An 18,016-nucleotide genomic window follows, 5' to 3' on the forward strand; every position below is an offset into this window, starting at 1 on the left:
CTGTCAAATCGGGTGTTGAGCCCAAATCTATCGTTATTGTTTCGATTAAGTTCAACTGAACGAACTTAACGTTGGACTACGCATTTTAATCTTGGTTCAGCAATTTACCATAAGCTAGCATAAAAGCCGCTTAATTCCTTAAGTAAAGTGGTTTTCGGTAGTTAAATAAACCTTCATTTAACATGTCATCAACCCCAAGCGGTCCTGAGCCTCCAAGGCCTTTTATAACAAAGTTTAAATAAATACCTTTTTCAAATTCTTCACGTCCATCAATACTTTGTGATAAATCATCGTCGTAATTGGTTTTGATTCGATAATGATAGCTTAAACGTAAGGCCCAACAGCATGATTCATATTGAAAGCCAGTATAAGTTTCAATTCTGCGTGATTCATTTAAATCATAATACCAATTACCAACAAAATATAAGTCGTCACGAATTGGCCAAGAGGTTCTGATACCTGCTTGAGAGATATTAACTCTGTCGTTAGTATTGGTATTGAGTAAATCGGGTACATAACGATAGCTAAACTGTAATAATTTATCATTGCTAGGTCTGAAATCTAATGTGACTTCATTTTTTTTATTTTTGTTATTTTCAGTATCGTGCTGCAATGAACCACTTATAAACCAATCTTTAAATAGATGAGCATCTACTTCCGCGGCTAGTACTGAGGTGGATTCTGATTCTTGAAGGTATTGATTTTCAACTAACACTCTTGAATCTTCAAAGTAGAGTGTTTGTCCTAAGCTAAATTTGAATTTTTCTAAGTTTGCTTCATCTAAGAATCGAGACGTGAATCCGAGAGTTAATTGGTTTGCATCTGCAATTCTGTCTAAACCCGAAAAACGTCTGTCACGAAATAGACCAAAATAGTCTTCTTGCAGCTGAGCGGTATCGTAGATCCCAATATTAGATTGATCTTCATACCCGACATAAAGATATTGAAATTGTGGCTCTAATGTTTGCTTAAAAGCACTATCAAAAAAAGATGTTGGCCGTTCAAAGTTAATTTGACCGTGCAAACGAATTTGCGGAATCGTTCTGCTAACTGATTCGTCTAGCTGAGTGTCTTTGTCTTCAGAGGCTTGCCAGTATTGTGTTTGCAACAATTTAATTTCACTGGTCAAGCTGCCTGCTGGGCCTTGAATTGGCAAGGTTAGACTTGGCACCATATGCAAACGTGTGGCTGTGGTGTATTGATTATCTTGATGTTGAAAGTTTGTCAGTTCAGAGTTGAAGCGAAAATCAATGGCGTTCCAGAAGTTAATTTCGCGGTAATTGAAATTCAATTGTGGCATGACTTGGTATGGCAATTCATCTTCGCCAAGTACTTTGATATCTTGAACTCGCATATTGAAATCCCAGTTCTGTTCAAAATAGCTGGCTTCTCCAATACGTGATAATTGGTTGTCAGTTGAGCGATTGACATCTGAATTTAAATCATTGAAATAATTGTTGTCAGAGACATCAGTGTAATTAGCTCTAACTCGCCAATTTTCGTCGATTGCACCTTGATGGTTCCAGTGAAATAAATAACGTTCAGGATTGTTAAATAATTTGCGGTCATTACCTAGATATTCAACATTGAGTTGGCCATTTTGTTGCTCGCCCGCTAAGTAACGTAATTCAGTTTTTGCGAATAACCCTCGTGATGACATGACATCTGGTGTAAAGGTTAAATCGTATTCTGGTGCAATATTCCAATAATAAGGCGTGCTAATTTGTACACCATTGGTGGTGCTGGTGCTAAAACTTGGGAATAAAAAGCCTGTTTTACGCTTATCTGATACAGGGATCGTCATATAAGGAATATACATGACGGGGACATCTGCAATCCGTAATTTGGCGTTCCAAATCTCTCCCCATTCTTCTTCGCTATCGATTTTTATCATGTCTGCTTCAAGCAGCCAAGATTCATCACCCGGTGGGCAAGTGGTAAAGTTGGTGCCAGAGAGAATGAGGTTATTCTCTGAGGTGATTTGTAATTTTTGAGCATCACCATGGGCTTGCTGTCCATGAAACCAATACTCAGCACCATCTAATGTCGCACTACTGCTGCTCATTTGAGCCTGTAAGTTTTCAGCAGTAATCGTAAACTGCTCGTCTTTGAAGATTAGATTACCATTGGCATTTAGTTGTTGTTTTTTCTGATCTAAAATGGCTTCATCCGCAGCGATGTGCCGAGAGCCTTGACTAAAACTAACATCGCCACTGAAGTGTGCCTTATCATCAAAAGAGGCTGAAGAGTTATCCGAAATAATGACAATGTCAGTATCTTTAATGCCAGAGAGTTTTTCACGATCATTAAAAGAACGTGATACCGGAGGCTCAACCACACAAAGTGCAAGTCGATTCTCAACAGTTTCCTCTTCGATAGCAGGTGTTTGGGCAAACACGTAATGAGGTAAAAGGCATAAAGCCAAAAAATATCGGATTTGCATTGTTGTCAAATAATTATGAATTCTTGTTCAGGAAAGTTTGGACTGATAAAGAAATGCAGCTAGTTAAGTATATGCAAAACAATCCATTCTTTAGCTGTTTCCAAATGTTATGCTCGCTATAATAAAGCAATTTTTGATGAAGAGCCATTGAGATGAGTGAAACAGATTTAAGATTCAATTTATTAGTGTCTTGGTTAAACCAATATTTTGGTGAAGAAGTCATCTTGGTACTGATTTGTGGTGATGCCAGCTTTAGACGCTATTTTAGATTAACGGTTAATAATGTTGATTATATCGTCGCGGACTCTCCAATCGAGCTTGTTCCCGTCGCGCCTTTTATTGCAGTTGCCGATGCTTACCAACAAGCAGGGTTATTGGTGCCCAAAATTATTCATGTTTGTCACGAACATGGTTTTGTTTTGCAAACAGATGTTGGTCAAACGCAACTGCTGTCGGTTATAACGCCAACTAATGTCAGTGATTACTATCAACAAGCCTTAGACTTACTTGTACCTATTAGTAAGGCGACCACCATTTCCAATGTAACGGGACAGCAATCACTTTTGCCTGAATATGACTCGGCCTTTGTCGAGCGAGAGTTAGCTATTTTCACCCAGTGGCTAATTGGCGAACACCTTCAATATGCCATGACAGCAGCTGAAACCACCATGCTAGCAAGCTGTTTTCAACTTTTGGTCGATAATGTCATTCAGCAACCTAAAGTGGGGATGCATCGAGACTTCCACAGTCGAAATCTACTGATTAATCAGGATAATCCTCAGCAATTTCGCCTTGCAGTGATTGATTTTCAAGATGCTGTTGTTGGTCCGGTTACCTATGATGCGGTATCACTTTTACGTGATTGTTATGTCAAATGGCCTGAAAACTTAATTAATCCATTGATTGAATATCATTATGCGCTAGCGATTAAGCATCAATTAATGACGCCAGACACCAGTTTTGCACAGTATTTACAGTGGTTTGATTTGATGGGGTTACAGCGTCATCTTAAAGCTGCGGGGATTTTTGCAAGGCTAAAACTGCGTGATGGTAAAGCTGGGTATATGGCGGATATCCCGCTAACACTACAATATGTTATTGATATTGCTAAACGGTACCCAAAGTTAATGCCTTTAGGTGAGTGGGTTGAAAAGCTGGTTTTACCTTTAGTGCAGGAAAAAAATGGCTCACCGAAGGGGACAATTGAATGAAAGCTATGATTTTAGCTGCAGGAAGAGGTGAGCGCTTAAGACCCATCACCGACACTTTACCTAAACCTTTAGTGGCCGTTAACGGTAAGCCATTGATTGAATATCATTTAGAGAAGCTTGCTGCCATTGGGATCAAACAGGTGATTATCAATCACGCTTGGCTTGGGCATTTGTTGCCTGAAACATTAGGCAATGGTGAACGTTGGGGATTATCTATTCAATATAGTGCTGAAACTGAGGCGTTAGAAACCGCAGGCGGAATTAAACAAGCGCTCTCTTTATTGGGAACAGAACCTTTTCTATTACTAAATGGCGATATTTTTATTGATGAACTACCAGATATCGCTCTGGCACTCAGAATACTGAATCAGCAACAAGCAGATGCCTATATTTGGTTTGTTGAAAATCCAGCTCATCATCCTCAAGGTGACTTTAGTCTTGACGCCAATTCACATCATACCCATTTTGAAACAGATTCAGCATCACTGGTTAAACTCGAAGGTGAGCTTAAGTTTACCTATAGTGGCATGGGCATTTATCATCCTCAAATGTTTGCTGGGCTTGCTGAGGGCTCACAACCATTAGGGCCGTTATTAAGGCAATCTATTGCACAAGAGCAGATATATGGTCATTGTCTCAGCCAATATTGGTGTGATGTTGGCACTATAGCGAGATTAGATGCTTTGAACGCGCGCTTAAAGTCACTATCTTAAAACAAATTATCCTTTTTAAATATAACGGACAAGTCGATGCGAATTTGGGGAAAGGTTTTCGGGTTTATTATTGGTTTTATGTTTGGCAGGGTGTTCGGCGGTCTGTTGGGGCTATGGCTGGGTCACCTTTATGATAAGCGTCAGCGATTATCTGGCTTGATCCAAGATGCAGGTGAGCGCCAAGCGATTTTTTTTAATACCACCTTTGCTGTTATGGGGCATGTTGCTAAAGCATCGGGTCATGTCACTGAGGCAGATATTCGTGTTGCAACATTACTCATGGATAAAATGCAGCTGACAGGCCGTGCACGGCAAGAGGCTCAAGACGCGTTTCGTTCCGGACGCCAAAGCGGATTTGATCTTTTTAAGCAACTTGCTGATTTTAAAAGAGTCACCCAAAGTCGGCATGAATTATTGCAGATGTTTTTAGAAATTCAAATTCAAACGGCCTTGTCTGATGGCGAGCTGCAAGCAAAAGAGCAACAAGTGTTAGCTGTTATAGCTGAACAATTAGGGATGTCAGGCGTATTAAAAGACTTATTATCCCGTTGGCAAGCTGAGTTTCAACATCATCAATCTAGTCATGGCAGTAAAATGCCTATTAAAAATGCCTATTTAGTATTGGGTATTGATGGGTCTGCAAGCGACCAGCAAATCAAGCGGGCATATCGTAAGTTAATGAATGAGCATCATCCGGATAAGTTGGTTGCTAAAGGCTTACCTGAAGAAATGATGATGATAGCCAAGGATAAAGCACAAGATATTCAAGCTGCTTATGAGGCGATAAAAACCTCAAGGGGTATGCGTTAGGACTTAGACAATATTGTTATAGGGTGTAAATACCGGGAGTGATTCAATGATGAAAAAGATAATTTGGGGATTAATTGCAGGATGCTTAACTGTCAGCGTTCCTAGTTATGCCGAAGTGTTTATTGCTCCTTTTGGCGGTTATAGTTTTGGCGGGAATGGCTTAGATGTTTTAGTCAAAAGTGATACGACCACGGACTTGGATATGAGCGAGGGTGGAAGTAGCGGATTAATAGTCGGCATGACGACTAATGATCCCGGCAATATGTACTTTCTATTTAGTCGCCATAATACGGATTTACGCCAAGGCGGACTATCTTCCGATATATTAACTGAGCTAGAGGTTAACTATTTTCATTTGGGGGGGACATTATATTTCCCCAATGGCAATATTAATCCCTACATCACAGCCAGTGCTGGTCTGACCCAACTTCGCCCCGATAAGCAATATTCAAGTGAAACTAATTTCTCAATGGGGTTAGGTGGTGGCGTTGCATACGAGCTCACCGACAACGTCAGTATCTTTGCTGATATTCGGGGTTATGCCACTTTTGTAAACTCTACGGGTGGTTTGTTTTGTAACCAAGCTAGCTGTATTTGGCAAATTGAAGGTGATTTAATGTGGCAAGGTCAAACCAATATTGGTGTTGCGGTTAGCTTTTAAGCCAGCCTTAAAGCGTTAGGATAAATCATGAAAATTGTCATTTTAGACGGATACACGTTAAATCCAGGTGACTTGAGTTGGGACGGATTTAGCGATTTAGCCCAGCAGTGCCAAGTTTACGATCATACGTTGGCGGCAGATGTTGTCAGCAGATGCCAAGATTACGACATAGTATTAACCAACAAAACCGTCTTATCCGCTGATGTTATAAAGCGTCTCCCTCAGGTTAAATATATTGGGGTACTTGCTACAGGGACCAATGTTGTCGACATCGGTTTTGCAAAACAGCAAGGTATAGTTGTGACCAACGTACCCGCCTATGGCGCTGATGCTGTGGCACAAATGGTGTTCGCTCATATTTTGCATCACAGCCAACATGTTGCGCTACACGATCAGGCTGTTAAACAAGGTGATTGGAATCGGCATCGAGACTTTTGTTTTACTTTACGTCCTTTAATGTCCTTAAAAGGTAAAACATTAGGCCTCATTGGTTATGGTGATATCGCTCAGCAAGTGGCTGTAATTGCCCTAGCATTTGGGATGAAAGTTTTGGTTAATACGCCCCAGCGCAAAAAACATTTGCCAGAGGGCGTAACTTGGTGCGAGCAAACTGAGTTGTTATCCCAAGCTATGTTTTTATCACTGCATTGCCCGTTAACCGCAGCGACACATCAAATGATCAATGCTACTACCTTAAAGCTGCTACCGTTCAATGCCATGGTGATAAATACTGCTAGAGGGGATCTCATTAACGAGCAAGCCTTAGCCGATTGGCTTAATCAAAATCAAGGTTATGCCTGTGTTGATGTATTATCCACTGAGCCACCGCAAGCGAATAATCCTTTATTATCTGCAAATAACATTAGCATTACTCCGCATATTGCCTGGGCAACTAGGGAAGCTAGACAAAACCTGCTAAACATAGCTGTGAACAATTGTGTTCAGTACATACAAGGTACACCGATTAATTTGGTTTAAGGATATCGCCGGAATTCACATGAGTATTTATAAAGAACTGTATGATGTATTCGACAAAGAACGCAATTTAAAGAAAGCCTCTGATATCAATTTACGCCAACTGCAATTCGAAATGGAATCGAATATTCATTTTATGGCATCTGCTTTTAAACAACAGTTACCCTGCGATGTGATAGTGGCGGGATTGGAAAGTAGCGTGTTTAAACAACTTATGCAGCAATCGAGTACTATTCATTCTAAGCCATTAAAAAGCTCAACAATTAATGGCTACAAAGAGTTTGAAAAATATTTGCATTGGAACGCTGATAAGTTAATCGAACGAGCCTATTTAAGATTGAACCTTTTGCAAAAACTCATTGCAGCAGGTCAAAATGATCAGCAGCTTAAACTCAAATCGTTATTTAGGTTTTTTATGCTGGTTCATTACCATCTTGCCGATAAAGCTTTACCTCGTCGTTAATAACGTATCGTCAATAAACAGAAACGCCATATTATGAAACATGGCGTATATTCTTTAAACTATGGCTTAGGTTAATATTCTTCGTTACAGAATAACGGTAATTTCTGCAGCAACCTTCTTGGCTTTTGTTATCGCATTGTCGATGTTGTTATCTTTAGCTAAAGCAACGCCTAATCTTCTACGACCATCGATATCCGGTTTGCCAAATAATCTGAGTTGAGTATCTGGCAAAGCTAATGCTTTACCCATTCCTTGAAAACGAATATTGTCTGACTTACCTTCACCTAAAATAACTGCAGATGCACAAGGCCCATATTGGGTTATTTTGCCAATCGGTAATCCTAAAATAGCACGCACATGTAAGGCAAATTCGGATAAGTCTTGGCTGATTAACGTGACAAGTCCGGTATCGTGTGGGCGAGGCGAGACTTCAGAGAAATATACCTCATCGCCTTGAATAAATAACTCAACACCAAATAGTCCAAATCCACCTAATGCTTTTACCACTTTCATCGCCACTATTTGCGCTTTTTCCAACACATGATCTGGCATACTCTGAGGCTGCCATGACTCACGGTAATCGCCATCTTCCTGTCGATGGCCGATAGGATCGCAAAAATGAATCCCGTCAATGGCATTGATAGTTAGTAGCGTAATTTCATAATCAAACTTGATAAAAGCCTCGACAATTACGCGTCCTTGACCCGCTCTTCCACCTTGTTGAGCATAATCCCATGACGGTTGAATATCTTCTGCTGACCTAATGATACTTTGGCCTTTGCCTGACGAGCTCATCACAGGCTTGATGACACAGGGAAAACCTATTTGGTTAATTGCGATGGTGAGTTCATCTAGGTTGTCGCAGAAAAAATAAGCTGATGTGGGTAAGCCTAATGTTTCAGCAGCAAGACGACGAATACCTTCTCTGTCCATGGTAAGTTTTGCCGCTTGCGCGCAAGGCACCACATTCAAGCCCTTTGCCTCCAGAGAGACTAAAGTATCGGTAGCAATCGCTTCAATTTCTGGGATCACAATATCCGGCTTTTCAGACTCTATGACAGCGGATAATGCTGCGCCATCTAACATATTAATCACATGGTAACGGTGTGCGACTTGCATGGCCGGAGCGTTGGGGTATCTGTCTACCCCAATGACTTCAATACCAAAACGTTGTAGCTCAATGGCAACTTCTTTGCCCAGCTCACCACACCCAAGTAACATGGCTTTAACAGCATCAGTTCGGTTTGGGGTACCTAAAATCTCTAATGAAGAATGACTCATAATAAACCTTGTTAAGTGTTCTGATATCAGAACAGTTTACCTATTCAATAAGCATGGTTGCCATTTTTGAATACATTTTTGTGATATACGTTTGATAGATTTACCTGTTTAACTTGTTCTAGCAATAAAACAAGCGTTGTAAATTGTAAGAGGCTGTGTAAGATTTGTGAACATAAAGTTGAATTTAGCTTGGAGGCTAAAATGTTTTTAGATTACTTCGCGTTAGGGGTATTGTTTTTTGTGGTCATTTTTATCTTTTATGGTGTAATTGCTATCCATGATATCCCCTATGAAATAGCTAAAAAACGTAATCACCCACAGCAAGATGCGCTGCATATAGCCGGTTGGGTGAGTTTGTTTACCTTACATGCCATTTGGCCGTTTTTATGGATATGGGCCACCTTATACCGTGAAGACCGCGGATGGGGATTTAGCGATAGCCGTAAAAGAGAGTTGATTTTAGAGGGCGAAGTAAAAGAGTTGATTCAGCAAGTCACTGACCTATCACAACGTTTGGCCTTAATGGAAAATACTCATACAGCCGAGTTTAATTCTGACCAAGCTGCGACATCGAATAGTAAGGAGCTTAAATAATGGATTTATTACTTATCCTTACTTACGGTGCAATTTGTATCGCGATTTTTAAAATATTCAAAATCCCATTGAATAAATGGACTGTGCCAACAGCAATATTAGGTGGCATAGTGTTAATCGGTACCTTGTTGTTACTGATGAACTACAATCATCCTTATACCAAATTTGCCCGTGAATACTTTGTCTCTATTCCAATTACCCCTGCCGTAAAAGGCATAGTGACAGAAGTTAATGTCATCCCAAACATGCCAGTTAAAAAAGGCGATATACTGTTCAGAATTGATCCTACACCTTATGCTGCAAGCGTTATGCAAAAACAAGCAGCATTGAAAGAGGCTGAACAGCAAGTTCCACAATTAAAAGCCGCATTCGAGGCTGCACATGCAAAATTTGAACAAGCTCAAGCAGACTCTACGCGAACCGAGTCAGCATATAGACGATACGAAGAAGGGCGAAGAAAAGGCGGGAAAAACTCCCCATTTACTGAACTTGAATTAGATAACCGTCGTCAGGTTTATCTCGCATCTTTAGCTCAACTTGATGGGGCAAGAGCAGAAGTGCTTCGTAATCGTTTGGCGTATGAGTCTAATATCGATGGTGTCAATACTAAGGTTGCAGGCCTGCTGGCTGAACTTGATAAAGCGCAATTTGAACTAGAGCAAACTGTTGTACGCGCGCCGGCGGACGGTGTCGTCACTCAGCTAGCGTTGCGAGAAGGCGTGATGGCGGTGCCACTTCCACTTCGTCCAGCATTAACATTTATCCCTGATGAAGAGCGTTACTTTGCTGGTGCATTTTGGCAAAACTCATTACTGCGTTTAAAAGAAGGTGATGAAGCTGAAGTGATTATTGATGCGGTTCCTGGTGTGGTTTTCAAAGGTAAAGTCGCTAAAATATTGCCAGCTATGGCTGAAGGGGAAATTCAATTCAGTGGCAGTTTGCAGTCATCGAGTCGCTTATTTCAACGAGGCCGAGTGATAGTATTAATTGATCTTGATGACAGCGAGGTCATTAACTCTTTGCCCGCAGGTGTCGCAGGGCAAGCTGCAATTTATACTGAGCACTTTAGCCACGTGTCTGTTATGCGAAAAGTACTACTTAGAATGCAAGGTTGGTTAAATTACCTCTTTGCAGAGGGGCACTAATAGCCAAATGGCATTATTTGAGTAGCAGTCAGAACGATTGACTAAAGTGAGTCGAGTTGGCTTCTCAAGCCCGAAATAATAACGTCCGCAACAGCGGACGTTTTTATTGCTAGCTCAAGTTACGACATCGATCAATCATGTCAGTTGTTAAACTTTAGAATGAACCTTGCTCTTTGCTTCTTACATCTTGCTTTTGGCTTCTTGAGCATTGAGTTTTAAGCTGACAAATTTGCAATATTTATCAGGCTTTGAAGGTTATTTAGTGTTTTTAGGCGGAAACTGTTTGAGGATATGCTGCACGGTTTCAGCTGTCTTGTCTGCTTTACCTTGGCCGCCCATTTCGAAATCATATTTATCTGAGCCACGCCAAATTAAACGGTTATTAGTCGGATCGATTATATCGATTTGAATGGTTTGTATTTTCGCAGTGTCGCTGCCTATCGGAATCCCGACACTGGTACCAATGCTGGCGCCGCCGTTATTGCCCCAACTTCCTGTGCCTAAACCAATCGATAGACCAGAACTTTTGGGTTTGTCTTCGGTTTTAAAAGCAAAGCTCACGCTAAAATCGCTAGGTTTTGCTTGTGGTGTAAAACCTTGCTGGGTCAGGGTTTGAATAATGTCTTCACGTACCCGTTGAACGGTAAGCGGGTCTTCGGCATTAACGACATCTAATAGCGTAAAGCTGTTCAGTTTGCTGAAGTCATAATTAACATCATAGTCATTTTTAACAGTACTTTGGCAGCCAGATATGACCAAGCTAGCCATTAGCAATACTGAGGCCGAGAAACCTCTGCGATAAGCATTTAGGCAAAAAGTGTACTGCAACATAATTAGACTCTCCAAAAATTGTACAATTTTACTGCTATTAGTATAACCTTAACTATATCGTCAATAAGTTAATTACGCTCTACTATGGAACAATTAAGTTTTTTTGCCGTACCAAGCCCCTGTAAAGGTATTTGCCAGTCAGATCCTAAAGGATATTGCTTGGGTTGTTTTCGTAGTCGTGATGAGCGTTTTAATTGGATGAGTTTTTCTGAACTGCAAAAACAAGATGTAATTCGTTTGTGCGCCCAACGGAAAAAACGCCGTCAATATGCTGTTTTTCATGCTAGAAAATTACAGCAACAGCAATTACAAGCCAGTATTAATACTCAATTGGACTTTGAAGAACCGAATGATAACGATGTCTAAGGCGATAGAAATCAGTTTAAACTGGATTAGCTTTTAGGCCAGCTTAACGTAAATGCTGTTTTTTCTTCATTGCTAAATATGCTGACGTTACCACGATGGCGCAACATGATCCTTTTTATAATCGCTAATCCCAACCCATGTCCCTTGTTACCATGAAATTGCGACTGACTCCGATAAAAAGCTTCAAATATATGCGGTTGGTCTTCCAAAGCTATACTGGGGCCATCATTGCTGACAGATAAGTAAATGTGACTTTGATCGCTACTGAGGTCGATGTTAATTTTGGATTTTGCATAACGCTGGGCATTGATAATCAGATTTTGAATCGCGCGTTCAACCAATGAACCTTCACCTTTTATATATATTTCATCGTGCAGTTCAGGCCAAGTTAACTCAATGTGGTGCTCACTCAAATCTTTTAATCTAATGATAAGCTGTTTACTGATACTGACTAACTCACAATTTTCCAATACTGGCTCAATTTGCATGGTTTCTAAGCTGGCATAAGTAAGCAACTCTTGCAGTAAATCTTCCATTTCTTTGATATCAGTTTGCATCTCATGTAAAAAGTGAGTGCGCTGCTGAATATCACTGTCAGGTAAACAATATTTAGGTAGCAAGGCGAGGGCAAACTTTAGTCTGGCTAACGGCGTTCTGATTTCATGCGACACTGCGTTAGTGAGATGTTTTTGGTTATCAATCAGCCCACTAATGTGCTGTGCCATATCATTAAATGTCAGTGCCAAAGGTGCAACTTGAGAGCGGCCATTGAGCTCGATGCGGGTATCCCAATGTGCTTCACCAAACTTTTTTGTTGCACTTCGAAGCACTTTTAAATCTCGAGACAAAGGCCATACCCAAACGAGTGCAACCAAAGCCAAAGACACATAGAAGATGATGGTAAAAATGCCGCGCAATTTATCACGGGGGTCAATATCAAACGGACCTGCTATCAGCACCTGATTATCCACAGCGATGAATTGCAATTGAGTCTTATCTGTTTGAGTGGTGAGAACCTCATTATGCGACAACTGCATGTTGCCGTTTAAGGCAATTTGATCTCGCGCCAGCAGTTGAAGCGGAAACGCGTGTTGCTCGCTTATTTCATCAAGCAACAATTGGCGTTCTACTTCAGGGTGCTTAGAAAGTATTAATGCTAACGCAATCAGAGGTGCATCGATATCGCCATTATCTTCAAAATGGTTTTGCCATAGACTATCTAAAGTCCAGCCGATCCCTAAAAAGCTTAAGCTTAATAAGAGATACAGGCTGATGAATAGACGTTTCAATTTATTCGAAACTCATTTAATTATTCCACGCTTCTGGGGCAAATAAATAGCCTTGCCCCCATACCGTTTTAATCCGGAAAGGCGTTTCAATGCTATCACCGAGTTTTTTACGAAGACGTGAAATGCGTACATCAATTTTTCTGTCTTTACCGTCAAAATCGATGTTTAACAGGTATTGGTAGATATACTGGCGACTGAGTATTTGCCCCGCTTGGGAGGCAAGTAGCCATAACAACTCAAATTCATGACTGGTTAGGTCGACTTCGGTATTGCCTAAGCGAATGGCCTGAGTATGAGGATCGATACTGAGTTTGCCGAAGTTAAGACAATGTGATTCTGGTTTGTTTGGCTGTGCTTGGCGACGCAGTAAGTTATTCATTCTAGCGACTAATAAAGCAGGGTCTACAGGCTTAACTATGTAGTCGTCTGCACCTAATTCAAGACCTTTAATTTGATCTTCATTGCTGCCAAGTGCACTCATTAATAAAATTGGGCCAGAAAAATAGTCAGGCAGTTTTTCACAAAGGCTTAAACCGTCAAGACCGGGTAACATAATGTCGAGTAAAATAATATCAGGCTTATAGCTGATTAGACGGGTTAATACAGTATCGCCACGGCGTTCAACTTCAACGTGCATGTCGTGGGACTTTAAATAATCAACAATGAGATTGGCAAGTCTAATGTCGTCTTCAACTAATAGCACTCTATGCGTAAATTGTGGCGTGGTCATTAAAATAAACTCCAGGGGTTCCGATAGCGCCTTCGTACTTGATGAGTTGAGGCTTTATTTATTTTCAATTTTACGCCGGCAAGGGTGAGATTACTGTCCTTATTTACTAGTATAAATTGAATATCTTTATCGGTTTTTATTGTTAAGTTGACAGATTTTACGCTTGGGTCGTCCGAGCACCAACGCGGTATGGTTGGATAATCAGATATGATGCAAACAAGATCATCATTAACCGTTTTCCATGTTAATAATAAATCTATTTCACAGTAATTAAATTGATCATCCGTTAAGCACAAATTTGGCGTCGCTTTAAGCTGCGCCTGTTGTTCGAGTGTTTGTGCTTTAAGGTTAAAGCCAGTCATCGACAGAATTAATATGCCACAAAAGCACTTTGCCGCACGCATGGTGAAATACTTCAACGTTAAAACCTATAAGCTGCGCCAACAAAATAACTTTGGCTGTTATCTTCATTGACTAATGGGCTATCTGTTATTTCATCTGACAGTGCTGTATAGCGAAATGCCATTAAAATGTTCCATTGCTCATTAATAATGTAGCGCGTGGTTAATTCTAACCCCGTATTCCAGCCCGAATCGGCGCGATAATGCTCGCTCCAGTAGCTATTTTCACTTGCTCTAACGCCATAATAATATTGAATCACTTCTGCGCTTTTCCAATCAGCTCTTAATGCGGCATCAAACACCCATTGTTCAATGGCCATGCCATAATTCCAGCTAAAGTGAAGCGTTTCACCATTGTGAACATTCAGTAAATCATGGGCGTAGGCAAACTTTAAAAAGCCCCAGCGAGCATAGTAAAATGCTTCAATGCCACCATAAAAGGTAAAGTGACGGCTTTCTAACTCTTCAAACACTTTGGGCGGCTCAGTTATTTGCCGCGACATGGTTCTCATTGGCATGATATTCACGTCAGTGGCGCTGCGCTCCCCACTTAAAAAAAGATTACTTGGATCCCAATCGTAGAAAAACGCTCTGTCATCGCTGTAACTGGTAACAAGATTGACAGAAAACTTTTCCGCTTCTTTTAGGCTGTAGCCTAAATTGCCATTGTCAAAAAACCATTGCTCACCGTAGTAAGCAATTGATGGCAATACGTACAATGGAATGTCATCATAATCTTGTAATGGATTGGTTTTCTTGCCATAACCCATAGCCAATGAGATCTCCCACTCTCCTTGGGTAATGCAGTCACTGGAAGCTAGACACACAGGTTCAGCTTCTGCAGGCATCATAAATTGTGGTGCTGCAATCAAGAATAATAAAACATTACGTATGTATTTAAGCATAAATGACTTTATAACCTTCAATGTGTTTAGCGCTAAATTCCTGATATTTAACCTTCTTATTACTTCGGGATTAAATAGGGAACAAGTCATAAACATCATGTTATCACTATCTCTCTATCGCATTAATACTTAACAACCGTTGGATACAAAGTGTTACTAACTCTAGCCCTATTAAACTGCTTTAAGCTTTAATGGCTTTCCAGAATAATTGAAAGCTGGCATGACGATGTGATGCATCTTTCCCTAATTCTGGGTGGTCGGTAAAAAACCGAATGGCGGCTAAATATTGACCATGGCAATTTTCTAATAATAAATCGATAGGGTAGTGAGCCACGATATTTTGTTGCTGGCCTTTTTCTATTAACTCAACGATAAACCGTAAAATCCCATTCATTGCCTGTTGCCGTGTGGCGGCATTGATCTCTGCGGATAGTGAAAACTGCAAAAAAAACTTTTGTTTTAGTGGTTGAGCAATGGCCCAATCAATGGCACTTTGCCAAAGGGCGTTTGCATCTAATTCAATATCGCCGATAACTTGACTGTTACTAGTAATAGTATTGGCAAACTCTTGTTTAATATTTAAAAAAAGATGGTTGATGATACTGTCTTTTGACGGAAAGTGGTGAAACAGGGTTCCGGTAGCGACGCCAGCAGCCTTTGCAATAGAAGCTGTGGATGTGGCATGAAACCCTTGGCTGACAAATAACGCCAAAGCGGAATCCAAAATGGCGTTTTTCTTATCAGTTTGTTTTTTTACCGCATGTTCGATGGTCACAAGAGGTTATTCCTAACGTAAAAAAAACTTCATCAATGCTTTTTGGATAAATGTGCCATAGGGTGGATGCACCAAAATGCCGGTATTGATTTTACCACTGTTTAATACGGTTTTTGCATGGCTGAAGGTGAGAAAGCCTTCTTTGCCGTGATAGTGACCCATTCCCGAAGGCCCAATGCCTCCAAATGGCGCGTCATCAGCGGCGACATGAAACACAGTATCATTGATACACACACCGCCAGAATGGGTGTGCTGTAAAATATGAGCTTGAGTGCTGCTATCAAAACTTAAAATATACAGTGCTAAGGGTCTATCACGTTGATTAACGTATCCAATGGCTTCATCAACCGACTTATAACCGATAATAGGCAGGATAGGTCCAAAAATCTCATCCTGCATGACAAGCATGTCGGGATTAACCTGTGTCATTAATTGGGTGGCGAGTTTGCGTTTATCAATAGCGGTTGCAGTGTTTGATGCTGAAACAATCCTTGCCCCTTTTGATTTTGCATCGTCAATCACTTTCATTAATCGTGCAAACTGATTGTCATTGATAATATTGCCGTAATCAGGATTGTGATCAAAATCAGGGTACATTTTATTGAATCTAGCTTGGTAGGCTTTGATTAACTCATCAATTTTATCTTCAGGACATAGCACGTAATCAGGTGCGACACATATTTGACCGGCATTTAAACATTTACCAAAAATCAATCGCTCAACGGCGGTCTCAATTGGCATGTCAGGGGCAATAATCGCTGGAGATTTACCGCCTAACTCTAGCGTGACAGGCGTTAAGTTTTCTGCCGCAGCTCGCATCACATGGCGACCAATTAAGGTTGAACCCGTAAATAAAATATGATCAAAAGGCAGTGCCGAGAATTGCGCCGCGATATTAGCTTCACCTTCTACTAACGCCACTTCATTTTCTGCAAAAATTTGCCCCAACATATCTCTAAGTACTTGATTGGTATTTGGAGTGAACTCTGACATTTTCAGCATGGCTCTATTACCTGCAGCGATAGCTGTAATCAAAGGCCCAATAGATAACATCACCGGAAAATTCCACGGAACAATAATGCCGACAACTCCTAATGGTTGATAATGCACTGACACTTTTGATGGTGAGAGCAATAAACCCGCATGGCGTTTGCTTGGTTTCATCCAAGACTTGAGATTTTTGAGGGTGTAGTTAATGTTATTGATGCACGGCATGATATCTGAAATAACTGTGTCGTTTTCAGAGCGGTGGCCATAGTCTTTTATCAAGGCCGCAATAATTTGCGGTTGATGCTGCAAAAGTAATTGCTTGAGTTGTCTCAGTTTGTCTACTCGGGATTGATAGCTAGGTGCAGGGTGTGACAAATAATGGCTGCGTTGATTGTGCAGTAATTGTTGCAGTGGTGATAATTGGGGTTGTTCAACAGCCATATTCATAAGTTACTCCAGCAAAATAATGTCAATTAAGGTTTAATAAAAAACCGACTGATTAGTCGGTCTAATATTAATCCCTGCGACGGATATAAGCAAGAAGTGTTGATAATTTGAGCTATATCAATAATTGCCCGATGCAACAGGCTACACTTAATAATGAAACTGACTAGCAAACTGACATCGTGGGGGGAACGAGACGCACGCCTGTTCCTTTATGGGGATCTCAGGGCTAATCTTTATTTAAACAAATTTTGCTTGTGGCTTTTACATCATCTGTTGGATTCAACGCCGTGTGAACATAGATGATTGTGATTCGAGAGAGTTCCATATGACTGGAGGTGGTTATGCGAAGTAAAACAATTTTATGGCCAACAGACTTTTCTGAGACGGCATCCCATGCTCTTCAATATGCTATCGAAATGGCTAACCTCTATGATGTGGGCATTAGAATAGTACATGTTGTTGATCAGCCTTTTGGTGATGAAAACTACATGGTGTTAGCTGTGACTCCGGAAGAACTGGCTAAAAATATGGAAGAGATTGCGGCGCAAAAGATGCATTCATTACTTGCTGGGCTTAATACTGCTATGCCGATTGAAACCGTTATCCGTCGCGGCGATGCTGCAACTGAGATAGTCGCAGAGGCTAATTCTGGAGATATTGGTATGGTCGTGATTGCCAGCCATGGAAGAACCGGTTTGGCGCATTTTTTACATGAAAACGTGGCGGAGTCGGTGGCTAATCAAGCCCGTTGCCCGGTACTAGTGGTTAAGTAACCTCAGTTTTGAGATGATAAATGGATATCAAACAGTTCTTTGCACCGCTAACTTCGTCGAATTGACTTGCAATAGACCTGCTAGTGACGTGTAAATTAGCCTTGATATCAGTGCTCAGTTGATGGTTGACTGTAACTGATTGAATACGAATGCTTTAAACGTCATTTATTCATCTCTTAACCCTGCTGAGATTAAGTCATCTGTTGGTAAGTA

At 40.8% G+C, this 18,016-nt stretch carries 19 protein-coding genes; 10 read left to right on the plus strand and 9 right to left on the minus strand.

The window, feature by feature from the left end; translation table 11 throughout:
• Positions 1 to 130: 130 nt before the first annotated feature.
• Positions 131 to 2,443 carry an LPS assembly protein LptD gene (gene lptD, locus IEY03_RS06420; RefSeq protein WP_188840531.1) on the minus strand — a complete coding sequence of 771 codons (2,313 nt, stop codon included), beginning with the start codon at positions 2,441 to 2,443 and terminating at the stop codon, positions 131 to 133.
• Between the two features lie 152 nt (positions 2,444 to 2,595).
• On the opposite strand from lptD, the gene IEY03_RS06425 reads away from it, so the two are divergent.
• From IEY03_RS06425 to IEY03_RS06450, 6 genes are read left to right on the plus strand one after another with little or no spacing between them, the layout of a single operon-like run.
• Complete coding sequence (locus IEY03_RS06425) at positions 2,596 to 3,654, plus strand: aminoglycoside phosphotransferase family protein (RefSeq protein WP_188840532.1); 1,059 nt, start codon at positions 2,596 to 2,598, stop codon at positions 3,652 to 3,654.
• Complete coding sequence (gene murU / locus IEY03_RS06430) at positions 3,651 to 4,367, plus strand: N-acetylmuramate alpha-1-phosphate uridylyltransferase MurU (RefSeq protein ID WP_188840533.1); 717 nt, start codon at positions 3,651 to 3,653, stop codon at positions 4,365 to 4,367. Before IEY03_RS06425 ends, murU begins: the two co-directional genes overlap by 4 nt.
• A gap of 36 nt (positions 4,368 to 4,403) precedes the next feature.
• The gene (gene djlA / locus IEY03_RS06435) at positions 4,404 to 5,177 is read left to right on the plus strand and encodes a co-chaperone DjlA (RefSeq protein ID WP_188840534.1); all 774 of its coding nucleotides are present in this window, start codon (positions 4,404 to 4,406) and stop codon (positions 5,175 to 5,177) included.
• Between the two features lie 46 nt (positions 5,178 to 5,223).
• Complete coding sequence (locus tag IEY03_RS06440; RefSeq protein ID WP_188840535.1) at positions 5,224 to 5,838, plus strand: outer membrane beta-barrel protein; 615 nt, start codon at positions 5,224 to 5,226, stop codon at positions 5,836 to 5,838.
• A gap of 27 nt (positions 5,839 to 5,865) precedes the next feature.
• Positions 5,866 to 6,816: a D-2-hydroxyacid dehydrogenase gene (locus tag IEY03_RS06445; RefSeq protein ID WP_188840536.1), complete on the plus strand. Its 951-nt coding sequence runs from the start codon at positions 5,866 to 5,868 to the stop codon at positions 6,814 to 6,816.
• 19 nt (positions 6,817 to 6,835) lie between these two features.
• Positions 6,836 to 7,276 carry a hypothetical protein gene (locus tag IEY03_RS06450; RefSeq protein ID WP_188840537.1) on the plus strand — a complete coding sequence of 147 codons (441 nt, stop codon included), beginning with the start codon at positions 6,836 to 6,838 and terminating at the stop codon, positions 7,274 to 7,276.
• An 84-nt stretch (positions 7,277 to 7,360) separates the two neighbouring features.
• Here the strand turns inward: IEY03_RS06450 and purT are convergent, their stop codons facing one another.
• On the minus strand, positions 7,361 to 8,536 hold the full coding sequence (gene purT / locus IEY03_RS06455; protein WP_188840719.1) for a formate-dependent phosphoribosylglycinamide formyltransferase: 1,176 nt from the start codon (positions 8,534 to 8,536) through the stop codon (positions 7,361 to 7,363).
• 222 nt (positions 8,537 to 8,758) lie between these two features.
• On the opposite strand from purT, the gene IEY03_RS06460 reads away from it, so the two are divergent.
• Together IEY03_RS06460 and IEY03_RS06465 are read left to right on the plus strand one after the other, a co-directional pair.
• The gene (locus IEY03_RS06460) at positions 8,759 to 9,151 is read left to right on the plus strand and encodes a DUF3302 domain-containing protein (protein ID WP_188840538.1); all 393 of its coding nucleotides are present in this window, start codon (positions 8,759 to 8,761) and stop codon (positions 9,149 to 9,151) included.
• Positions 9,151 to 10,296 (plus strand): HlyD family secretion protein, encoded by a 1,146-nt coding sequence (locus tag IEY03_RS06465; RefSeq protein WP_188840539.1) that lies wholly within the window; start codon positions 9,151 to 9,153, stop codon positions 10,294 to 10,296. The genes IEY03_RS06460 and IEY03_RS06465 overlap by 1 nt, the downstream gene beginning before the upstream one ends.
• Before the next feature lie 255 nt (positions 10,297 to 10,551).
• Here the strand turns inward: IEY03_RS06465 and IEY03_RS06470 are convergent, their stop codons facing one another.
• The gene (locus IEY03_RS06470; RefSeq protein WP_188840540.1) at positions 10,552 to 11,127 is read right to left on the minus strand and encodes a DUF4136 domain-containing protein; all 576 of its coding nucleotides are present in this window, start codon (positions 11,125 to 11,127) and stop codon (positions 10,552 to 10,554) included.
• Between the two features lie 84 nt (positions 11,128 to 11,211).
• On the opposite strand from IEY03_RS06470, the gene IEY03_RS06475 reads away from it, so the two are divergent.
• Positions 11,212 to 11,493 (plus strand): DUF1289 domain-containing protein, encoded by a 282-nt coding sequence (locus IEY03_RS06475; RefSeq protein WP_188840541.1) that lies wholly within the window; start codon positions 11,212 to 11,214, stop codon positions 11,491 to 11,493.
• Positions 11,494 to 11,519: 26 nt separating this feature from the next.
• Here the strand turns inward: IEY03_RS06475 and IEY03_RS06480 are convergent, their stop codons facing one another.
• The 6 genes from IEY03_RS06480 to IEY03_RS06505 form a co-directional block, all read right to left on the minus strand.
• A complete protein-coding gene (locus tag IEY03_RS06480) occupies positions 11,520 to 12,782 on the minus strand; it encodes an ATP-binding protein (protein ID WP_188840542.1) in 1,263 nt (420 codons plus the stop codon).
• A gap of 16 nt (positions 12,783 to 12,798) precedes the next feature.
• Positions 12,799 to 13,512 carry a winged helix-turn-helix domain-containing protein gene (locus IEY03_RS06485; protein ID WP_188840543.1) on the minus strand — a complete coding sequence of 238 codons (714 nt, stop codon included), beginning with the start codon at positions 13,510 to 13,512 and terminating at the stop codon, positions 12,799 to 12,801.
• The gene (locus tag IEY03_RS06490) at positions 13,512 to 13,916 is read right to left on the minus strand and encodes a DUF3019 domain-containing protein (RefSeq protein WP_308424618.1); all 405 of its coding nucleotides are present in this window, start codon (positions 13,914 to 13,916) and stop codon (positions 13,512 to 13,514) included. Before IEY03_RS06490 ends, IEY03_RS06485 begins: the two co-directional genes overlap by 1 nt.
• Positions 13,917 to 13,933: 17 nt before the next feature.
• On the minus strand, positions 13,934 to 14,818 hold the full coding sequence (locus tag IEY03_RS06495) for a MipA/OmpV family protein (RefSeq protein WP_188840545.1): 885 nt from the start codon (positions 14,816 to 14,818) through the stop codon (positions 13,934 to 13,936).
• A gap of 181 nt (positions 14,819 to 14,999) precedes the next feature.
• Positions 15,000 to 15,593, minus strand: a complete 594-nt coding sequence (locus IEY03_RS06500) for a TetR/AcrR family transcriptional regulator (RefSeq protein WP_188840546.1) — start codon at positions 15,591 to 15,593, stop codon at positions 15,000 to 15,002.
• A gap of 12 nt (positions 15,594 to 15,605) precedes the next feature.
• Positions 15,606 to 17,030 (minus strand): coniferyl aldehyde dehydrogenase, encoded by a 1,425-nt coding sequence (locus tag IEY03_RS06505; protein ID WP_188840547.1) that lies wholly within the window; start codon positions 17,028 to 17,030, stop codon positions 15,606 to 15,608.
• 341 nt (positions 17,031 to 17,371) lie between these two features.
• Between IEY03_RS06505 and IEY03_RS06510 the strand changes: the two genes are divergently transcribed.
• Entirely contained in the window at positions 17,372 to 17,803 is a 432-nt protein-coding gene (locus tag IEY03_RS06510; protein ID WP_188840548.1) for a universal stress protein, read from the plus strand.
• Positions 17,804 to 18,016 lie beyond the last annotated feature (213 nt).

The organism is Shewanella aestuarii (assembly GCF_014647215.1).
Classification (GTDB): domain Bacteria; phylum Pseudomonadota; class Gammaproteobacteria; order Enterobacterales; family Shewanellaceae; genus Shewanella; species Shewanella aestuarii.